Genomic DNA, 18878 nt, shown 5'->3' on the forward strand with positions numbered 1-18878 from the left:
CTCTAGTGAGCGAAAGCATAGCACGCGCCCAAGCGCCGAACCCGAAGCAAACGCTGCGCGAAACGCTTGCGCAGCGCCGCCTCGACGCGCATCGCTCGCCGCTCGCGCACGACGCGCTCGCGCAGCGCGTGCTCGCGATTCTCGCGCAAGCCGCGCCGCGCACGGTCGGCTTCTACTGGCCGCTCGCGGGCGAGTTCGACGCGCGCGAGATGATCGCGTCGTGGCTCGCGGGCGACGCGAGCCGGCAGGCCGCGCTGCCCGTGATCGGAGCGCCTCGCACGCCGCTCGAATTCCACGCGTGGACGCCCGATGCGCCGATGCGCGAGGGCCGCCACCGGATCGCCGAGCCCGCGGCGGGCGCGCGGCTCGTGCCGGACCTGCTGCTGATTCCGTGCGTCGGCTTCGATCACGGCTGCTTCCGGCTCGGCTATGGCGGCGGCTATTACGACCGCACGCTCGCCGCGTGGCCGGGCACGGCGCGGCCCGTGACGGTCGGCGTCGCTTACGACGCGTGCGGCGTGCGCGAATTGCCGCGCGAAGCGCACGATCTGCCGCTCGACTGGATCGTCACCGAGACGCGGCTCCATCGGTCCGGCGACTGACGCGCGCCGGCCGGCACGCGGGGCGCGGCGGCCGGCGCTCGGCGCGGCACTGCCCGCCCCGCCGCAGCGCCGCCCGGAAGCTACAGCGACGCGGCCGCGCGCGCCGCGGTGTCGTACAGCCCCGACGCGTGGCGAAGCAGTTGCGCGGCGTCGCCGATCTGCTCGTTCGTGAGCCCGCTGTCCTTCAGGGTCTCGATCAGGCAGCGCTCGCGCACGTCGCGGTACTTGAGGCAGAGCGCGCGGCCCGCGTCGGTCGCGTCGAAGAACACTTCCTTGCCTGTCTTTTCGCTTTTTACGTACCCTCTAGCTACCAGCTTCTTGAGTGCATACGTCGCGACGTGCGTGTCCTCGATGTTGAGCACGAAGCAAATGTCGGCCAGCTTCTTCTTGCGGTCCCGGTGGCTCACGTGGTGCAGCAGCGACACCTCGACCGCCGTCATGTCCTTCGCGCCGGCCGCTGCCATGCACCGGACCATCCAGCGATTGAACGCATTTCCCGCCATGATGAGCGCATATTCAAGCTCGGAGAGCTCCGCGCTTGTCTCGGAAACGAGATGTTCGGACGATACGATCTTGGTCGGATGGCGCTGCATGGCGGATCGGCGAAGGCGAGTCGGAGGTGCGCGAAAGTGTACGCCAAAGTCGTCCGCGCGACGTCCGGCAAAATTTTTTGACGATAAGTTATCGACATTTTATTGATAATGTATTCTTCACCCGGCTCAACGCCGTTTGCTTGCCACCGATGACCACTCCACGCATCTATCCGCTTGGCGACACCGCCCTCGTCTGCGAGGCGCCCCCGCCCGCGACGCTCGAATGCCAGCGCCGCGTGTGGGCGGTCGCGAGCGCGGCGGCGGGCTGGCCGCACGTCGTAGACGTCGTGCCCGGCATGAACAACCTGACGATCGTGTTCGACCCGCTCGAAACGACGGCCGACACGCTCGCGCCGCTGATGAAGGCCGCGTGGCGCGACGCCGACGGCGTCGCCGAAAACGGCCGCGAGATCGAGATCCCCGTCGAGTACGGCGGCGCATTCGGCCCCGATCTCGACGCGGTCGCGAAGCACACGGGGCTCGCGCGCGACGAGGTCGTGCGCCGCCATTCGGCGGGCGCCTACGTCGTGTTCTTCCTCGGCTTTCAGCCGGGCTTCACGTACATGGGCGGCCTCGACGGCTCGCTGCACACGCCGCGGCGCGCCGTGCCCCGGCTCGAGGTGCCCGCCGGCTCGGTCGGCATCGGCGGCGAGCAGACGGGCATCTATCCGGCCGCCGCGCCGGGCGGCTGGCAACTGATCGGCCGCACGCCGCTCGCGCTCTTCGATCCCGCGCGCACGCCGCCCACGCTGCTGCAGCCGGGCGACCGCGTGCGCTTCACCGTCGCGGGGGTGCATACCGGATGACTTCACGCCAAGCAACGAGCGGCATCGAAGTGCTGCGCGCCGGGCCGCTGTCGACAGTCCAGGATCTCGGCCGCCGCGGCTATCGCCATCTGGGCGTCGCGCAAAGCGGCGCGCTCGACTCGCTCGCGCTCGAAGTGGGCAATCGCCTCGTCGGCAACCGGCCGGACGCCGCCGCGATCGAAATCACGCTCGGCCCCGCGTCGTTCCGCTTTCCGCGCGCGGCGCGCATCGCGATCACCGGCACCGAGTTCGGCGCGACGCTCGACGGCGTGCCGATCTACTCGTGGTGGAGCGTGCCCGTCGCGGCCGGCCAGACGCTCGCGCTGCCCGTCGCGAAGCGCGGGATGCGCGGCTATCTGTGCGTCGCGGGCGGCATCGACGTGCTGCCGATGCTCGGCTCGCGCAGCACCGATCTCGCGTCGCGCTTCGGCGGCCTCGGCGGCCGCGTGCTGCGCGACGGCGACCGGCTGCCCGTCGGCGCGCCGCCCGCCGCCGCGCCCGCGTGCGTCGCGCCCGACGCGCCCGAGTTCGGCGTGAAGGCGCCCGCGTGGTGCGCGTTCGCGCGCGTCGACAAGGAGCCGCGCCGCCACAAGCACGCCAAGCACGCCAAGCACGCGCACGCCGCATGGGCGATGCCCGTGCGCGTGCTGCCCGGCCCGCAATACGCGAGCTTCGCGCCGGCGGCGCAGCAGGCGTTCTGGGACGAGGAATGGATCGTCACGCCGAACAGCAACCGGATGGGCTACCGGCTCGCGGGCGCGAAGCTCGAGCGCACCGAGACGGGCGACCTGCTGTCGCACGCGGTGCTGCCGGGCACGATCCAGGTGCCGGGCAACGGCCAGCCGATCGTGCTGATGAACGACGCGCAGACGACGGGCGGCTATCCGCGGATCGGCGCCGTGATCCGCGCGGACCTCTGGAAGCTCGCGCAGGCGCGCCTGAACCTGCCGGTCCGCTTCGTCCGCGTGACGGCGGCGGCCGCGCGCGACGCGCTCGCCGCCGAGCGCGCGTACCTGCGGCAGATCGACATCGCGATCGAGATGCGTGAGGAAGCGCTGCAGCGTGCGCGCGCCGCGCGGGCAGTGGCCGCATGATTCCGGGGCCGGGTGCCGCCGCGCGGCCGGCCGCGAACGCTTTGGATAGAAACGTCATGGAAATCGATTTGAACGCCGACCTCGGCGAAGGCTGCGGCTCCGACGAGGCGCTTCTCGACTTCGTCACATCGGCGAACATCGCGTGCGGCTGGCACGCGGGCGGCGCCACGGCGATGCGCGACTGCGTGCGCTGGGCGGTCGAAAAAGGCGTGTCGATCGGCGCGCATCCGAGCTTTCACGATCCGGAGAATTTCGGCCGCAGGGAAATGGATCTGCCCGCGAGCGAGATCTACGCGGGCGTGCTGTATCAATTGGGCGCGCTATCTGCGATCGCTCAGGCGGAAGGCGGGCGCATCGCGCACGTGAAGCCGCACGGCGCGCTGTACAACCAGGCCGCGCGCGAGCCCGAGATCGCCGACGCGGTCGTGTCGGCGATCCACGATTTCGATCCGTCGCTCGCGGTGTTCGGCCTTGCGAAAAGCGGGTTCGTCGATGCCGCGCGGCACGCGGGGCTCGTCGCCGTCGAGGAAGTGTTCGCCGATCGCGGCTATCGCGCGGACGGCTCGCTCGTGCCGCGCAGCCAGCCGGGCGCGCTCGTCGACGACGAGAACGAGATGCTCGCGCGCACGCTCGAGATGGTCCGCGGTCAGCGCGTGCGCGCGGTCACGGGCGAATGGGTGCCGCTCAACGCGCAGACGGTCTGCCTGCACGGCGACGGCCCGCACGCGCTCGCCTTCGCGAGACGAATCCGCCACGCGCTCGAAGCGGCCGGCATCGACGTGCACGCGCCCGGCGCGCTGCACGCGGGAGAGCGCGCGTAACGCTTCGCGCGGGATGCGTCCCGGATTCGTCTGATTCGCACGCGCGGCCGGCGGCGCTTTTTCCCAGCGACCCGGCCCTGCGCGAGCGGCCTGCCCGCGCCGAAGCCGCGAAGGCGATCGTCAAGGCGCGTGCGCATCGCGCATCCCGTCGACCGCACGCCTGCCGTCCGGCTGCGCGCAGCGAAGACCGAGAAGGTCACGAAGCATGAACACCGCCCGCGCGCCGGGCGCACACGACACCTTGCAGGCGGCGGGCCGCGCCCGCCGCACGAACGATTCGCCGACACGGCGAAGGCCGGCGCGCACCCATGTCCGCGCGACAGCCTTCGCCGTCGCCAGGATCGGGCGGACGCGCACGACGAGCGCGCGTCCACTCCGCAGTCCCGAGCGGCCATGAGAGCCGCGAAGGCCCATCGGCGCGACGGCCGCGCGCCGATCGCAAGCCGCCGCGCGCCGCCCGAAGACGGCGCGCGTCAACCCATGTCAGGAGAATGTTCATGCAAGGCACCGTAAGTCTATGGCCGCTGATCGGCGTCGCCGTGATCGTCGTCGGCTTCGCGCTGCGCTTCAATCCGATGCTGATCGTCGCGACCGCGGCGATCGTGACGGCAGCGAGCGCGCACTTTCCGCCCGAGCGGATTCTCGCCGCGATCGGCGCGGGCTTCCTCAAGACCCGCAACATCCCGCTCATCATCCTGCTGCCGCTCGCCGTGATCGGCCTCCTCGAGCGGCACGGGCTGCGCGAGCGCGCGCAGGCGTGGATCGCGAGCATCAGGGCGGCCACTGCGGGGCGCCTCCTCATCCTCTATCTGCTCGTGCGCGAGCTGACGGCGGCCGTCGGCCTGACGGGCCTGGGCGGTCATCCGCAGATGGTGCGGCCGCTGATCGCGCCGATGGCCGAAGGCGCGACCGAGAACCGTTTCGGTCCGCTGCCCGACGCGATCCGCCACCGGCTGCGCGCGTACGCGGCCGCGACCGACAACGTCGGCCTCTTCTTCGGCGAAGACATCTTCGTCGCGTTCGGCGCGATCGTGCTGATGGTGACGTTCCTGAAGGAAGCGGGCATCGCGGTGGAACCGATGCACGTCGCGCTCTGGGGCATCCCGACCGCCGCGTCCGCGTTCCTGATCCACGGCCTGCGGCTGTGGCTGCTCGACCGCCGGCTCGAACGCGAGCTGCGCGCGGGCGCCGCGTCGCACCTCGCCGCGAACCCCGCCGCCGACAACGGAGGCCGCGCATGACGCTCACGATCGATTATCTGTTCTGGCTCGTCGGCCTCGTGCTGCTCGCGGTCGGCGCGACGATCGTCACGGACCGCGCGCACCCGCGCCGCTTCACCGCGGGCGGCTTCTGGCTGCTGTACGCGCTCGTCTTCCTCATCGGCGACAAGCTGCCCGTCGAGCTCGTCGGCGCGCTCGTGATCGTGATGGCGCTGATCGCGGGCTTCGGCGGCGTGACGGCGGCCAAGCCGAAGCTGCCGTCCGACGATGCGCGCCGCGCGAGCGCCGCGCGCATCGGCAACCGGCTCTTCATGCCCGCGCTCACGATTCCGTTCGTGACGGTCGCGATCACGCTCGCGGCAAGCCATCTGCACGTCGGCGGCGCGCCGCTCGTCGATCCGAAGAACGTCACGCTGATCGGCTTCGGCATCGGCTGCGTGATCGCGCTCGGCTTCGCATGCCGGATCACGCGCGATTCGGTCGGCCAGTCGCTGCAGGAGGCGCGGCGGCTGATCGACGCGCTGTCGTGGGCGGCCGTGCTGCCGCAGATGCTCGGCATGCTCGGGCTCGTGTTCTCCGACGCGGGCGTCGGCAAGGCGGTCGCGCACGTGACGACCGCGTATGTGAACCTCGATTACCGGCTCGTCGCGGTCGCCGTGTACTGCATCGGGATGGCGCTCTTCACGATGGTGATGGGCAACGGCTTCGCCGCGTTCCCGGTGATGACGGGCGGCGTCGGCGTGCCGATCCTCGTCAACGTGTTCCATGGCGATCCGGCCGTGATGGTCGCGATCGGGATGTTCTCCGGCTACTGCGGCACGCTGATGACGCCAATGGCCGCGAACTTCAACATGGTGCCCGCCGCGCTGCTCGAGCTGCCCGACAAGAACGGCGTGATCAAGGCGCAGATCCCGACCGCGCTCGCGCTGCTCGCGACGAACATCGTTCTGCTGAATGTTCTGATGTTTCGGTGAGCGGGCGCGGCGCGCGGCCGCACGGCGCACATGAAAAAAGCGCCCTCGGGCGCTTCTGCTTCGATCGGCCGGCCGATCCGCGCGGCAGGCCGGCCAGCGGCCCCGCATCGTCGCGACCGAATCCGTCGCTCAGGATGAAAAATGCGTCCGCCGCCGCCCGCATCTGCTTCCCCCGGCCGGACGGCGGAACGCCCATCGAATAGGCGTACGTGCCTGCATGGTGGCTTGTTGTCGTGACTGGCCCCGTCGTGCATGCAGACAACCGTTGCCGGCACGCCGAAAGCATGCCGGCAACGCTACCCCCGCGCTGTTTTTATTGTTCCCCGTAGCGCATTTTCTTTTTTACGGCTTGGTGAAAAGAGCATAGGTTTAGCGCCTTGGAGTGTCAATCGTCGGAACAGGGTTTGCCCGTGCGCCGCGGCCAAAATGTGGGTTTATCCCTATCCCCATCTCCATCCCTATTCGCCCGCCCGTTCGTTCGGGTTCCCGATTACCCGGCGTCGACGCGATAGCCCTGCTGCCGCAGCAATTCGAGCACGCCCTTCGGGCCGCCCAGGTGCAGCGCGCCGATTGCGACGAACAGCGGCCGGTTCGGCGCGGCGATCGCCGTCATCCGCGCAACGAAGCGGCGGTTGCGCTCGTAGACGATCTTGTTGTCGATCGAATCGGCGATCGACTGCGCGCGCGCGAGCCGCTCCGTCTTCGCGCTCGCCCAGGCGGCGATCGCGTCCGCGTCGCCGATGCGCCAGAGGCGATGCAGCGCGCGCACGTCGGCCGCGTTCTGCGCGGGCGTCTGCACCATGTCCTGCGCGAGCATCTCGCGCTGCTGCGCGAGCGTGAGCCCCGTGAACGCGCGCATCTGCTCGGCGAGCGTCTCGAGCCCGACCACCCTGCCGCCCTTCTTGCGCAGGAACACGTTCTGCAGTTGCGCCTCGGTGCCGTATTCGGTCTGCAAGCCGGCCGACAGCGAATCGTACGTTTCGACGACGAGCGACGCGAGCCACGGCCGCATGTTGCGGATGCCGGCGAGCGCGGCCGGATTGCCGCGCAGCCGGCTCGCGAGCTTCTGCCAGAGGGGCGGCGGCAACAGGCGCGGCAGGCACGCGTAGTTGCATACGCCGTACTTCGACACGTCGTCCTGCGATTCGAGCAGATCGTCCGGCGACAGCTCGAGCGCGAGTGTCGGCGACGCGGCGAGCGCCGCGAGGATCGGCCGGCGAAACGGCTGGCTCGCCGGATAGTCGGCGGGGTCGCCGACGTGCAGCGTGCCGAGCACGTAAATCGTGACCTTGTTTTTCGTCGCGACGTAGAACGGCATCCGCGCGGGCTGCGTGCGCACCGCGCCGCTCGCGACGGTGCCGTTCGACGTCGACGGCGGCGGCGCGTGGAAGCCCGGCAGCGACATGCTCGGCGCGGGAATCGGCGCCTGCGGCAGCGGCGCGGTCGCGACGCTGCCCGCCGCCAGCGCGCCGACGGGCGGCCAGGCGAGCCCGCCCGTCGCGCACGCGCCGGCGAGCACGGCGCTCGCGAGCGAGCGCGCGCGCCAGCGCCGGGGCGTCCGTGCGGCGTGCGTCGCCACGCGCCGCACGCTGTTACGCGAGCGGCGCGCGGCTTCGCGCGCCGCCACTGCCTCAGGCATTCGCCTCCCCCACCTCCTCGGCGCGATGGCAGGCAACGAGCCGGCCATCGACGTCGCGCAGCTTCGGCTCCTCGGCGCGGCACCGCTCGACCGCGTACGGGCAGCGCTGATGGAACGCGCAGCCGGACGGCGGATTGAGCGGCGACGGCAGCTCGCCCTGCAGCTTGATCTGGATCTTGCGATCCGCCTCGAAGATCGCGGGCGTCGCCGACATCAGCGCGCGCGTGTACGGGTGCCGCGGCCGCGCGTAGATCGTCTTCTTGTCGCCGAGCTCCGCGACGCTGCCGAAGTACATCACCATCACGTCGTCGGCGATGTGCTCGACGACCGCGAGGTTGTGCGAGATGAACACGTAGCTCGTCCTGAACTGCTCCTGCAGATCCATGAAGAGATTCAGGATCTGCGCCTGGATCGACACGTCGAGCGCGGACACCGGCTCGTCGGCGACGACGATCCGCGGCTCGAGGATCATCGCGCGCGCGATCGCGACACGCTGGCGCTGCCCGCCCGAGAACATGTGCGGGTAGCGCTTCGCATGCTCGGGCCGCAGGCCCACCGTGCGCATGATCTGCGCGATCCGCTGCGCGCGCTCGGCGGCCGTGAGCCGCGTGTTGATCGCAAGCGGCTCGGCGAGCGTCTGCTCGACCGTCTTGCGCGGATTGAGCGACGCGAACGGATTCTGGAACACCATCTGCACGCGGCGGCGCAGCGCGGCGATCGTTTCCTTGCTGGCGCCCGCGACGTCGCGGCCGTCGATCGACAAGTGCCCCGCGCTCGGCTGCTCGATCATCGTGAGCTGCCGCGCGAGCGTCGACTTGCCGCAGCCGGACTCGCCGACGACGGCGAGCGTCTTGCCGCGCACGAGCGAAAACGACACGCCGTTCAGCGCCTTCACGGTGCCGTGGCCGAACATCCCGCGCCGCACCGTGTAGTGCTTCGCGAGATGGTCCGCGACGAGCACGACGTCGTCTCGCGCGGCGGCTTCGCGCGTTTCGTGGACTGCGTTCATCGCGCGCCTCCTTCGGTGTGCATCGCTTGCAGATTGAGCGGCTTGATGCAGCGCGCGCGCACGCCGGTGCCCGGCGCGAGCTCGGCAAGCGCGGGCCGCGCCTTCATGCAGTCGTCGACGACGTACTTGCAGCGCGGCGCGAACAGGCACCCGCTCGGCCTGTCGTCGCGGCCCGGCACCATCCCGGGCAGCGCGGCGAGGCGCTTCGCGCCCGCATTGTGCTCCGGAATCGCCGCGAGCAACGCTTCGGTGTACGGATGATGCGGATGCGCGAAGATCTCCGGCACGCGGTTCGTCTCGATGATCTCGCCCGCGTACATCACCGCGACGCGCTGCGCGACTTCCGACACGACCGCGAGATCGTGCGAGATCAGCACGAGCGCCATCCCGCGCTCCTTCTGCAGCGTGACGAGCAGATCCATGATCTGCGCCTGGATCGTCACGTCGAGCGCGGTCGTCGGCTCGTCGGCGATCAGGAGCTTCGGATTGCACGCGACCGCCATCGCGATCATCACGCGCTGGTTCATGCCGCCCGACATCTGGTGCGGGAAGGTGTCGATGCGGTTCTTCGCATCGGGAATCCCGACCTGGTCGAGCAGTTCGAGCGTGCGCTTTCTCAGCGCGTCGCCGCGCAGGCCCTCGTGCAGCCTCAGCACCTCCTTGATCTGATAGCCGACCGTGTAGCTCGGGTTCAGGCTCGTCAGCGCGTCCTGGAACACCATCGCGACGTCCTTGCCGATGATCCTGCGGCGCGCCTTCGGGCTCGCCTTCAAGAGATCGACGCCGTCGAACGTGACTTCGTCGGCGGTGACGATGCCGGGCGCGTCGATCAAGCCCATCAGCGCCATCATCGTCACGCTCTTGCCCGAGCCGGATTCGCCCACCACGCCGACCACTTCGCCGCGCGCGACCGACAGGTTGATCCTGTCGACCGCGGGCAGCCCGTTGAAGTTCACCGCGAGATTGCGGATGGTCAATAAATCGCTCATGTCAGGCCATCCGCTTGAGTTTGGGATCGAGCGCGTCGCGCAGCCCGTCGCCGAGCAGGTTGATCGCGAGCACCGAGATCAGGATCGACAGGCCCGGCATCGTGACGATCCACCATGCGTTGTCGATGTAGTCGCGCGCCGACGCGAGCATCGCGCCCCACTCGGCCGTCGGCGGCTGCACGCCGAGGCCGAGGAAGCCGAGCGCGGCCGCATCGAGGATCGCCGACGAAAAGCCGAGCGTCGCCTGCACGATGAGGGGCGCCGTGCAGTTCGGCAGCACCTGCGAGAACATCAGGCGCGGCGTGCCCGCGCCCGCGACGCGCGACGCCGTCACGTACTCCTTCTGCAGCTCGCCGAGCGCCGACGCGCGCGTGAGGCGCACGTACGCGGGCAGCGCGACGATCGCGATCGCGAACATCGTGTTGGTCAGGCCCGGGCCGATGATCGCGACGACCGCGACCGCGAGCAGCAGCGACGGCAGCGCGAGCAGCACGTCCATCACGCGCATCACGGGCGTGTCGGCCCACTTCTGGAAGAACGCGGCGACGAGCCCGAGCACGACGCCCGGAATCAGCGCGAGCACGACCGAGACGAAGCCGATCCAGAACGACATCCGCGCGCCGTACATCAGCCGCGAGAGGATGTCGCGGCCCGCTTCGTCGGTGCCGAGCACGAATTGCCAGTTGCCGCCCGCGAGCCACGCGGGCGGAATCTTCACGTGGTCGCGGTACTGCTCGATCGGGCTGTGCGGCGCGAGCACCGGCGCGAGCAGCGCGACTGCGACCAGCGCGAGCACGACGATGCCGGCGCCGACCGCGCCGCGGTTGCGGGAGAAATTCGCCCAGAATTCGCGCAGCGCGAGCACGCGGCCGCTTGCGGGCGCCGCCTGCGACGGCATCGCGTTTTGCAGGTCGCTCATCGGGCCTCCCGCGTGGCCGCGCGCGCGCGGTCGAATGCCGCGGCGGCGCTCGGGCGCCGGCGCAGCGAATGGATATGAGTATGGGGATGCATGTTCGATTACCTCGTATGGCGAATGCGCGGATTCAGCACGCCGTACAGCAGATCGACGACCAGGTTCACGACGATCACGAGCGTCGCGATCATCAGGATGCCGCCTTGCACGACCGGATAGTCGCGGCGGCCGATCGCGTCGATCAGCCATTTGCCGACGCCCGGCCACGAGAACAGCGTCTCGGTGAGCACGGCGCCCGCGAGCAGCGTGCCGACCTGCAGGCCGATCACCGTGACGACCGGAATCAGCGCGTTGCGCAGCGCATGCACGACGACGACGCGCGCGGGCGACAGCCCCTTCGCGCGCGCGGTGCGGATGTAGTCCTCGCGCAGCACTTCGAGCATCGACGAGCGCGTCATCCGCGCGATCACCGCGAGCGGAATCGTGCCGAGCACGATCGCGGGCAGGATCAGGTGGCTCACCGCCGACGCGAACGCGCCCTCCTCGCCGGAGAGCAGCGTGTCGATCAGCATGAAGCCCGTCGCATGAGGAATCTCGTATTCAACGGCGATGCGGCCCGACACGGGCGTCCAGCCGAGCGTCGCCGAGAACACCATGATGAGGATGAGCCCCCACCAGAAGATCGGCATCGAATAGCCGGTGAGCGCCGTGCCCATCACGCCGTGATCGACGATCGTGCCGCGCCGGAGCGCGGCGAACACGCCGGCCGGCAGCCCGAGCGCGAGCGCGAACGCGAGCGCGCAGATCGACAGCTCGACCGTCGCCGGAAAGCGCGCGAGGAACTCGCCCATCACGCTCGTGTTGGTGATGATCGACATGCCCAGGTCGCCGCGCAGCGCGCGGCCGACGTAGTGCAGGTACTGCATGGGAAGCGGCTCGTCGAGCCCGAGGCGATGCAAGGCTTCCGCATGCATCGCCGGATCGACGCCGCGCTCGCCCATCATCACTTCGATGGGGTCGCCCGGTATCAGGTGGATCAGCGCGAACGCGAGCACCGTGATGCCGATGAAGGTCGGGATCACCATGCCCACGCGGCGCAAGACGAATCGGAACATGACGCTTCTCGATATTTTCTTGTGGGAAATGTGCGACCGGCGACGAGGAGCTCGTGGCCCCCCGTCGCCGGGTGATTATCGTGCAGTCGGGCTAACGGCGCACCAACGCGCTTATTTCACGCTGACGCCGTCGAAGCGCGCATAGCCGAGCGGCTCGATCCGCATGTCGACGACGTTCTTGCGCACGGGCTGATAGACGGTCGAGTTCGCGATCGACGAAAACGGCAGTTGCTGCGCGAAGATCTGCTGCGCCTGCATGTAAATCTTCGTGCGGCCGTCCTGCGACGTCGTCACGCGCCCCTTCTGGATCAGCTCGTCGAACGGCTTGTAGCACCACTCGGAGAAGTTGTTGCCCTTGACCGCCTCGCAGCCGAGCAGCGTGCCGAGCCAGTTGTCGGGGTCGCCGTTGTCGCCGTTCCAGCCGATCAGCATCGTATCGTGCTCGCCCGCATGTGCGCGCTTGATGTACTCGCCCCACTCGTACGTGACGATCTTCGCCTGCACGCCGATCTTCGCCCAGTCGGCCTGGATCATCTCGGCCATCAGCTTCGCGTTCGGGTTGTACGGGCGCTGCACGGGCATCGCCCACAGCGTGATCGGGAAGCCGTTCGGGTAGCCCGCCTTCGCGAGCAGCGCCTTCGCCTTCGCCGGATCGTAGGCGGCGGCCTTCAGGTTCTTGTCGTACGACCATTGGGTCGGCGGCATCGGCGCGCTCGCCGCCTGGCCCGCGCCCTGATAGACGGATTCGAGAATCGCCTTCTTGTTGATCGCCATGTCGAGCGCCTGGCGCACTTCGAGCTTGTCGACCGGCTTGTGCTGCACGTTGTACGCGAGGTAGCCGAGGTTGAAGCCCGGCAGCGACGGCATGTCGACGTTCGAATCGGCCTTCAGCGTCGCGATGTCGGCGGGCCGCGGATAGCTCATCACCTGGCACTCGTTGCGCTTGATCTTCTGCACGCGCACGCCCGGATCGGGCGTGATCGAGAAGATCAGCTTCGAGATCTTCACCGCGCCCTTCTTCCAATAATCGGGATTGCCGTCGAAGCGGATCGTCGCGTCCTTCGTGTAGCTGCGGAAGATGAACGGGCCCGTGCCGATCGGCTTCTGATTGATGTCGGCCGCCTTGCCCGCCTTCATCAACTGGTCCGCGTATTCGGCGGACAGCACCGACGCGAATTCCATCGCGAGGTTCTGGATGAACGGCGCGTTCGGCTCCTTCAGCGTGAAGCGGACCGTATACGGATCGACCTTCTCGATCTTCACGATCAGCTTGTCGAGGCCCATGTCGGTGAAGTACGGGAACGACACCGGATACGCCTTGCGGAACGGCTGGTTCGGATCGAGCATCCGCTCGAACGTGAACGTGACGTCGTCCGCGTCGAATTCGCGCGTCGGCTTGAAGAAATCGGTCGTGTGGAATTTGACGCCGTGGCGCAGATGGAACGTGTAGACCTTGCCGTCGGGCGAGATGTCCCACTTCTCGGCGAGGCCGGGCTCAACCTTCGTGCCGCCGCGCTCGAACTCGACGAGGCGGTTGTAGATCGGGAACGTCGACGCGGTGAAATCGACGCCCGTCGTGAATTGCGCGGAATCGAAGCCCGCCGGGCTGCCTTCTGAGCAGTAGACGAGCGTTTTGTTCGGGATCTGTGCGAATGCAGAGCCCGCGATGCCGCAAGATGCCGCTGCAACGCCCGCGATGGCGGTAACACGCAGTGCGCGCAACAGACGGTTATGTTCCATGTTTCCTCCAGGTCTCCGGTTCAAGGCCGGCCCAGGCCGGCGTAGGCGGATATTACTTGAGCTTTCGTAAGAGGAACAAGCTGGAGAAAAAACCGTTCGTCATATGCTCGCAATCGTCAATTGCAAGGAGATGCGCGGCTTTGCGGCGCAAAACGCGCGCGATGCCGAGCCGATTCGGCACGATGCGCCGAGATCAGCGTTATCCCTTATATCTTCGTATATTCGCAACGGTCTTCGGAGATCGAACGGATTCGGGCCGCGGCTGTTACGGAATGCGTGATGCTTTTCGGCGTGCGGCCGTCAACGTCGATCAATCGGGATCGTTGCTTCTCGCCGGCACGAACGCGAGCGCGACGACCGACAGCGCGAGCCCCGCCATCACGTAATAGGTCGGTGCAAGCGGCGTGCCCGTCGTCTTGATGAGCCACGTGACGATGAACTGGCCGAAGCCGCCGAACACCATCACCGCGACGTTATAGGCGAGCGACAGCCCCGTCGAGCGCACGTTCGCCGGAAAGAGCTCGGCGATCATCGCGCCGAACGGGCCATAGTAGCCGGCGAGCGTCACCGACAGGATCGCCTGCACGACGATCAGCCGCGCGATGCTCGGCAACGCGTCGAGCCACACGAAGAGCGGATAGATCATCACGAGCGTGAGCCCGAGCGCCCACAGCGAGAGCCCCTTGCGCCCGATCCGGTCGGACCACGCGCCCGCGACGGGCGACAGCGCGGTCAGCAGCAGGTTGCCGATGATCACCGCGTAGAACGATTGCCCGTAAGGCAGCTTCAGTTGCTTGACGGCGAACGTCGGCAGATAGCTGATCAGCACGTAGACGGTGACGGTGAGCGCGATCACCGCGCCGAGCCCGCACATCACCGCGCGAGCGTGCCGCGCGAACACTTCGCGAAGCGTCACGTGCTCGCCGCGCTCGCGCGCCTGCAGGAACGCCTCCGAATCGACGAGATGGCGGCGCACGTAGAAGCCGACCGGCCCGATCACGAGCCCGATCAGGAACGGCACGCGCCAGCCCCACGCATGCAGGGCCTCGGTCGACAGGCCGCGCGTCACGGCCACGCCGACGAGCGAGCCGAGCAGAAGCGCCGCCGCCTGGCTCGCCATCTGCCAACTGCCGTAGTAGCCGCGCCGCGAAAACGGCGCCGCCTCGATCAGCAGCGCGGTCGCGCTGCCGAATTCGCCGCCCGCGGAGAAGCCCTGCAACAGGCGGCCGAGCACGATGAGAAGCGGCCCGCCGATGCCGATCGCCGCATACGGCGGCGCGACCGCGATCAGGAAGATGCCGACCGTCATCAGCAGGATCACGAGCGACAGCGCCGCCTTGCGTCCCGCGCGATCCGCGTAGAGGCCGAGCACGATGCCGCCGATCGGCCGCATGAAGAACGCGACGCCGAACGTCGCGGTGGTGAGGAGCAGCGACGAATATTCGTTGCTGGTCGGAAAGAACAACTGCGCGATCACGACCGTCATGAAACTGAAAACGGTGAAGTCGTACCACTCGAGCGCGTTGCCGATCACGGCCGCCGCCACCGCGCGCCGGTTCAGCGCATGTCCCGCCGTTTTCGTCGAAACCGCAATGGATGACATCCTCGCTCCTCGCTGTCGTCGTGCTTTCGTGATGCGCCGTGCGCCGATATCGCCGCCTGAAAAAAAGGGCGGGCGCCGCGCCGAGCGTCGTGGAGCGAGTGTAGAAAGCGGCGGAATCGATTTCAAGCAATAAAAAAAACGCCCGCCGTCGTCGGACGGCGGGCGTCTGTGCATGTCGATTCGGCACGGTGCGGCGCGGCGCGACGCCGCGCCAGGCCTGCGTCACGCCATCTTCTTCGTGAACGCGCTGCACCAGCCCTTCGCCACCACCTGCTTGCCGGGGAACGCGCCGCACGGGCCCGATGCCGAGCCCTTCTTGCCCTGATACAGCATGCAGCCCGAACAGGTTTCGCCTGCCACGTATTTCTGGAACTTCGCCTTGTCCACCTTGGTGGCGTCGGCCTTGTAGCCGAGCGCGACGGCGGTCGGATCGGTTTCGGACAGCATCGGCAAATCGACCGAGAACGCTTCGCGCGTGAGCGCGAGCGCCGACACGGCGCCGACGCTCGTGATCAGGAAACTCCGGCGGGACGTTTTCATGGGAATTCGCTCCAACATTGTGGGTTGTCGCTGCTCTGGCGGCAGCAGCGCACAAGCATACCGCTCACGCGCCCCGATGTGTCGCGGGTAATTCCGAAGATAAGCCAACGGAGAACAAGAAATCGTCACGCAGCCTACGCATGCGGCGTGCGCGCCGCCATTTCGCCGACGCGCTGCGCGATCGCGAGCGCCGCGGTGAGCCCGGGCGACTCGATGCCGAACAGGTTCACGAGCCCGCGCACGCCATGCTGCGCCGCGCCCTGGATCACGAAATCGGCAGCGGGCTCGCCGGGCCCGGAGACTTTCGGACGAATGCCCGCGTAAGCCGGCTGAAGCGAGCCGTCGGGCAATCCGGGCCAATACGCACGGATCGACGTGTAGAACGATTCGGCGCGATGCGGATCGACGTCGTAACGCAGCGTGTCGATCCATTCGACGTCGGGCCCGAAGCGCGCGCCGCCGGCGAGATCGAGCGTCAGATGAACGCCGAGCCCGGCGCGGTCCGGCACCGGATAGACGAGGTGCGCGAACGGCGCGCGGCCGGACAGGCTGAAGTAATTGCCGCGCGCGAGATAGAGCGGCGGCACCCAGCGCGAATCGAGCCCGCGGATGCGCTTGGCGAGCGCCTGCGCGCCGAGCCCCGCGCTGTTGATCACGCACGCGGCCTCGATTGCGGCCGGCGCATCGCCGCCCGTGCGCACAACGAAGCGGCCGCCCGCCGCGTCGATCGATTCGACGGGCGAGCGCAGCGCGCACGATGCGCCGCCGCGCTCGGCGTCGCCGAGCAGCGCGAGCATCAATTGATGGCTGTCGACGATGCCCGTGCTCGGCGAGAACAGCGCCTCGATGCATTCGAGCTCGGGCTCGAGCGCCTGCACCTCGTCGCGCGACAGCGTCAGCAGATCGAGCACGCCGTTTTCTTCCGCGCGCGCGGCGATCGCCTTCAACTGCTTCGCCTGCGCGGGCGAGGTCGCGACGACGAGCTTGCCGCAGCGCCGGTGCGGCACGTGGTGCGTGTCGCAGAAGTCGTACAGCAGGTCTCGCCCGTGCACGCACAGCGACGCCTTCAGCGATCCGCGCGGGTAGTAGAGCCCCGCGTGGATCACCTCGCTGCTGCGCGAGCTCGCGCCCGTGCCGACCGCGTCGGCCGCTTCCAGGATCAGCGTCTCGCGGCCGCGCGCGGCCAGCTCGCGCGCGATCGCCACGCCGACAACGCCGGCGCCGATCACCACACAATCAATCCGCTCCATTGTCATTCGCTTCGCTCACGCTTCGAAGGCAGGACCTTCGATTGTACGTCGCGCGAAGCGTGCGCGCGTGGCGGCCGTCAAAAGCCGATCGGCCGGCGTCGCCCCGCGCTTTCGTCGGTGCGGATGTCGCGCGGCGCGATCGCGTCCCGCCCGTCGAGCCGCGCCGCGCCGAACGCGTGCAGCAGCACGCGGCGCATCGTGCGCGGCGGCATCGCGGCGAGCACGTCGAGCGCGTCGCAGCCGAGCGCGTCGGGAAAGCGCCGCCCCCACGCGTGCGCGTTGCGGATCTCGCCGTAGATCGTCTGCGCGATGCGGCGCGCGCCCGACGCGTCGGGCGGCTCGATCTCGTACACGTTCATCCGGTTCATGATCGGCTCGGGAATCGCGCTCGCGTCGTTCGCGGTCGCGATCCAGATCACGTTGCCCGCGTCGATCGGCACCTCGGCGAATTCGTCGACGAACGCGCACGCGGTATCGTGCTCGAGGAGCGCATACAGCGCGCCGAGCGGATCGTACTGCGCGTCGCTGCCCGCCTTGTCGATCTCGTCGATCGCGATCACGGGGTTCGAGTAGCAGCCGTTGACGAGCGCGTCGAACACCTTGCCCGGCTTCGCGTTCTTCCACTGCGACGACGCGCCCGACAGCACCCAGCCGGCCGTCAGCGAACTCATCGGCACGTAGTGGTAAGCGGTCCCGAGCATCTTCGCGAGCGCCTTCGCGAAATACGTCTTGCCGATGCCCGGCTCGCCGAGCAGGAGGATCGGCATCAATTCGAGACGGTCGTCGGTTTCGAGGCACAGCGCCACCTGCTTGCGCACGTCGTCGAGCGGCTCGGCGAAGTTCGGCAATTCGTCCGTGAGCGAATCGAACGCGGGCATGCGCGTCGGCTTCACGCAAAAGCGCAGGTTGCCCGTCTTCAGCATCTTCTCGTAAGTCGCGCGCAGCGCATCGCTCGCGCCTTCGTTCAGATCATTCAGCGCCGTCTCGACTCGCTCGATATCGTAGACCGTGCTGAACGAAGCCACCGCCAGTTCCTGTTTCACCATCGCCGTCGTCATCGCCCACCTCGCCTTGCTACCGCTGTCCGTCCATCGGACCCCTTCGATTTCAGTGTAGCCAGCCCGGCATCCCGTGCAAGCGAGCAGCCGTCGGGGTCTGCTGCTGACATGCTCGCGATGCTGCACGCGACACGCGCCGCGCGTATGATCATGAGTTCACGTCGTGCGCATCGCGCCGCCATCCGCGGCGCGCCGCCCCTGCGCGCCGCGCCGCCGCGCCCGTTTGCCGCGTCGCCCGACGCTTGAAAAATCCGCGCGTCGCGCACATGTCGTCGATGTCCCCGATAACGGCGCCGCGCGCGAAAATTGAACCGAGCAAAAACCCGCGCGGTCGGAAGTTCGATGATTTCGTTTAAGCGTAAGATGTCCGCCTGTCCCGCCTCCCGGCTCGCCCGCGCCGGAGAATTCGTGCTCGAAGCCTGCGTCGCGGGCGCGCTCGCCGGCGCCGCGCTCGTCGCGCATGCGCAAAGCGGCCCGCAGCCCGTGATCGATTGGGAGATCCAGGTGGTGCGCGACGGCCAGACGATCGACACGTTCGAGCAGAAAACCACCGTCGGCCAGGCCCGTTCGGACACGCACAGCTTTCCCGTCGCGCCGGCGCAAGGCTGCGCCGCAGCGGCCGCGTCGGCGGCCGACGCACCCGGCTCCGGCCTGTCGCGCACGATCACCGTCGCGCCGCTGTACGTCGAGGACGGCGCGGTCGCGCTCGCGATCGACGCGCAGGAGACGCTCGCCGACGAAGGCGCGGCGCCGTCCGCCGGCGCGCCGTGCACGTCGGCGCCGCCGCGGCGCATCGTCGCAAGCCACCCGGACTTGAACGCGCGCGCCGCGCAGTGGACCGACTGGACGCTCGCCGACCGCGGCCCGCAGCTCGTCTACCGCGTGCGCGCACGCGTCGTCGCGGACTGAGCG

The 18878-nt window shown here is 68.7% G+C and carries 18 protein-coding genes; 7 read left to right on the forward strand and 11 right to left on the reverse strand.

Annotated features, from left to right (window positions below; all coding sequences use genetic code 11):
- Positions 1 to 5: 5 nt before the first annotated feature.
- Positions 6 to 602 (forward strand): 5-formyltetrahydrofolate cyclo-ligase, encoded by a 597-nt coding sequence (locus WT16_RS07475; RefSeq protein ID WP_006024209.1) that lies wholly within the window; start codon positions 6 to 8, stop codon positions 600 to 602.
- A gap of 80 nt (positions 603 to 682) precedes the next feature.
- Here WT16_RS07475 and WT16_RS07480 read toward each other — a convergent pair whose 3' ends face one another.
- Positions 683 to 1195 (reverse strand): winged helix DNA-binding protein, encoded by a 513-nt coding sequence (locus WT16_RS07480; protein ID WP_010113407.1) that lies wholly within the window; start codon positions 1193 to 1195, stop codon positions 683 to 685.
- A 149-nt stretch (positions 1196 to 1344) separates the two neighbouring features.
- Here WT16_RS07480 and pxpB point away from each other — a divergent pair, with 149 nt between their 5' ends.
- The 5 genes from pxpB to WT16_RS07510 all read left to right on the forward strand — a co-directional run bounded on the left by pxpB (position 1345) and on the right by WT16_RS07510 (position 6110).
- Entirely contained in the window at positions 1345 to 2001 is a 657-nt protein-coding gene (gene pxpB, locus WT16_RS07485) for a 5-oxoprolinase subunit PxpB (RefSeq protein WP_059930584.1), read from the forward strand.
- Positions 1998 to 3095, forward strand: a complete 1098-nt coding sequence (locus WT16_RS07490; RefSeq protein WP_006024206.1) for a biotin-dependent carboxyltransferase family protein — start codon at positions 1998 to 2000, stop codon at positions 3093 to 3095. Before pxpB ends, WT16_RS07490 begins: the two co-directional genes overlap by 4 nt.
- A 56-nt stretch (positions 3096 to 3151) precedes the next feature.
- On the forward strand, positions 3152 to 3916 hold the full coding sequence (pxpA, locus tag WT16_RS07495; RefSeq protein WP_009911042.1) for a 5-oxoprolinase subunit PxpA: 765 nt from the start codon (positions 3152 to 3154) through the stop codon (positions 3914 to 3916).
- A gap of 497 nt (positions 3917 to 4413) precedes the next feature.
- Positions 4414 to 5157, forward strand: coding sequence for a DUF969 domain-containing protein (locus WT16_RS07505; RefSeq protein WP_015600507.1), 744 nt, complete (start codon positions 4414 to 4416; stop codon positions 5155 to 5157).
- Positions 5154 to 6110 carry a DUF979 domain-containing protein gene (locus WT16_RS07510; protein WP_006024202.1) on the forward strand — a complete coding sequence of 319 codons (957 nt, stop codon included), beginning with the start codon at positions 5154 to 5156 and terminating at the stop codon, positions 6108 to 6110. Before WT16_RS07505 ends, WT16_RS07510 begins: the two co-directional genes overlap by 4 nt.
- 490 nt (positions 6111 to 6600) lie before the next feature.
- Here WT16_RS07510 and WT16_RS07515 read toward each other — a convergent pair whose 3' ends face one another.
- The 10 genes from WT16_RS07515 to WT16_RS07560 form a co-directional block, all read right to left on the reverse strand.
- Positions 6601 to 7749 (reverse strand): TraB/GumN family protein, encoded by a 1149-nt coding sequence (locus WT16_RS07515; RefSeq protein WP_063532995.1) that lies wholly within the window; start codon positions 7747 to 7749, stop codon positions 6601 to 6603.
- Complete coding sequence (locus tag WT16_RS07520; protein WP_015601711.1) at positions 7742 to 8758, reverse strand: peptide ABC transporter ATP-binding protein; 1017 nt, start codon at positions 8756 to 8758, stop codon at positions 7742 to 7744. Before WT16_RS07520 ends, WT16_RS07515 begins: the two co-directional genes overlap by 8 nt.
- Entirely contained in the window at positions 8755 to 9747 is a 993-nt protein-coding gene (locus tag WT16_RS07525) for an ABC transporter ATP-binding protein (RefSeq protein ID WP_063532996.1), read from the reverse strand. Before WT16_RS07525 ends, WT16_RS07520 begins: the two co-directional genes overlap by 4 nt.
- Position 9748: 1 nt before the next feature.
- Positions 9749 to 10666, reverse strand: coding sequence for an ABC transporter permease subunit (locus WT16_RS07530; protein WP_006024198.1), 918 nt, complete (start codon positions 10664 to 10666; stop codon positions 9749 to 9751).
- Positions 10667 to 10764: 98 nt separating this feature from the next.
- Positions 10765 to 11775 (reverse strand): ABC transporter permease subunit, encoded by a 1011-nt coding sequence (locus WT16_RS07535; RefSeq protein ID WP_006024197.1) that lies wholly within the window; start codon positions 11773 to 11775, stop codon positions 10765 to 10767.
- Between the two features lie 111 nt (positions 11776 to 11886).
- A complete protein-coding gene (locus WT16_RS07540; RefSeq protein WP_015602142.1) occupies positions 11887 to 13515 on the reverse strand; it encodes an ABC transporter substrate-binding protein in 1629 nt (542 codons plus the stop codon).
- Between the two features lie 310 nt (positions 13516 to 13825).
- Positions 13826 to 15118: an MFS transporter gene (locus WT16_RS07545; protein WP_063532997.1), complete on the reverse strand. Its 1293-nt coding sequence runs from the start codon at positions 15116 to 15118 to the stop codon at positions 13826 to 13828.
- Between the two features lie 222 nt (positions 15119 to 15340).
- Positions 15341 to 15658 (reverse strand): high-potential iron-sulfur protein, encoded by a 318-nt coding sequence (locus tag WT16_RS07550; protein WP_063532998.1) that lies wholly within the window; start codon positions 15656 to 15658, stop codon positions 15341 to 15343.
- Between the two features lie 134 nt (positions 15659 to 15792).
- Positions 15793 to 16914, reverse strand: coding sequence for an NAD(P)/FAD-dependent oxidoreductase (locus WT16_RS07555; RefSeq protein WP_041861786.1), 1122 nt, complete (start codon positions 16912 to 16914; stop codon positions 15793 to 15795).
- 71 nt (positions 16915 to 16985) lie between these two features.
- The gene (locus tag WT16_RS07560; protein WP_015602040.1) at positions 16986 to 17966 is read right to left on the reverse strand and encodes an AAA family ATPase; all 981 of its coding nucleotides are present in this window, start codon (positions 17964 to 17966) and stop codon (positions 16986 to 16988) included.
- A gap of 342 nt (positions 17967 to 18308) precedes the next feature.
- Between WT16_RS07560 and WT16_RS07565 the strand changes: the two genes are divergently transcribed.
- Positions 18309 to 18875, forward strand: coding sequence for a hypothetical protein (locus tag WT16_RS07565; RefSeq protein WP_015601668.1), 567 nt, complete (start codon positions 18309 to 18311; stop codon positions 18873 to 18875).
- Positions 18876 to 18878: the final 3 nt, after the last annotated feature.

It is taken from the genome of Burkholderia sp. MSMB1589WGS, assembly GCF_001636105.1.
Classification (GTDB): Bacteria; Pseudomonadota; Gammaproteobacteria; order Burkholderiales; family Burkholderiaceae; genus Burkholderia; species Burkholderia humptydooensis.

What these genes read in the sequence shown, in the direction of transcription:
- WT16_RS07515 (WP_063532995.1), bottom strand. Translation starts at nt 7,749, where the DNA reads ATGCCTGAGGCAGTGGCGGCGCGCGAAGCCGCGCGCCGCTCGCGTAAC.
- WT16_RS07525 (WP_063532996.1), bottom strand. Translation starts at nt 9,747, where the DNA reads ATGAGCGATTTATTGACCATCCGCAATCTCGCGGTGAACTTCAACGGG.
- WT16_RS07520 (WP_015601711.1), bottom strand. Translation starts at nt 8,758, where the DNA reads ATGAACGCAGTCCACGAAACGCGCGAAGCCGCCGCGCGAGACGACGTC.
- pxpB (WP_059930584.1), top strand. Translation starts at nt 1,345, where the DNA reads ATGACCACTCCACGCATCTATCCGCTTGGCGACACCGCCCTCGTCTGC.
- WT16_RS07480 (WP_010113407.1), bottom strand. Translation starts at nt 1,195, where the DNA reads ATGCAGCGCCATCCGACCAAGATCGTATCGTCCGAACATCTCGTTTCC.
- WT16_RS07555 (WP_041861786.1), bottom strand. Translation starts at nt 16,914, where the DNA reads ATGACAATGGAGCGGATTGATTGTGTGGTGATCGGCGCCGGCGTTGTC.
- WT16_RS07560 (WP_015602040.1), bottom strand. Translation starts at nt 17,966, where the DNA reads ATGACGACGGCGATGGTGAAACAGGAACTGGCGGTGGCTTCGTTCAGC.
- WT16_RS07490 (WP_006024206.1), top strand. Translation starts at nt 1,998, where the DNA reads ATGACTTCACGCCAAGCAACGAGCGGCATCGAAGTGCTGCGCGCCGGG.
- WT16_RS07510 (WP_006024202.1), top strand. Translation starts at nt 5,154, where the DNA reads ATGACGCTCACGATCGATTATCTGTTCTGGCTCGTCGGCCTCGTGCTG.
- WT16_RS07545 (WP_063532997.1), bottom strand. Translation starts at nt 15,118, where the DNA reads ATGTCATCCATTGCGGTTTCGACGAAAACGGCGGGACATGCGCTGAAC.
- WT16_RS07535 (WP_006024197.1), bottom strand. Translation starts at nt 11,775, where the DNA reads ATGTTCCGATTCGTCTTGCGCCGCGTGGGCATGGTGATCCCGACCTTC.
- WT16_RS07550 (WP_063532998.1), bottom strand. Translation starts at nt 15,658, where the DNA reads ATGAAAACGTCCCGCCGGAGTTTCCTGATCACGAGCGTCGGCGCCGTG.
- WT16_RS07540 (WP_015602142.1), bottom strand. Translation starts at nt 13,515, where the DNA reads ATGGAACATAACCGTCTGTTGCGCGCACTGCGTGTTACCGCCATCGCG.
- pxpA (WP_009911042.1), top strand. Translation starts at nt 3,152, where the DNA reads ATGGAAATCGATTTGAACGCCGACCTCGGCGAAGGCTGCGGCTCCGAC.
- WT16_RS07530 (WP_006024198.1), bottom strand. Translation starts at nt 10,666, where the DNA reads ATGAGCGACCTGCAAAACGCGATGCCGTCGCAGGCGGCGCCCGCAAGC.
- WT16_RS07505 (WP_015600507.1), top strand. Translation starts at nt 4,414, where the DNA reads ATGCAAGGCACCGTAAGTCTATGGCCGCTGATCGGCGTCGCCGTGATC.
- WT16_RS07565 (WP_015601668.1), top strand. Translation starts at nt 18,309, where the DNA reads ATGATTTCGTTTAAGCGTAAGATGTCCGCCTGTCCCGCCTCCCGGCTC.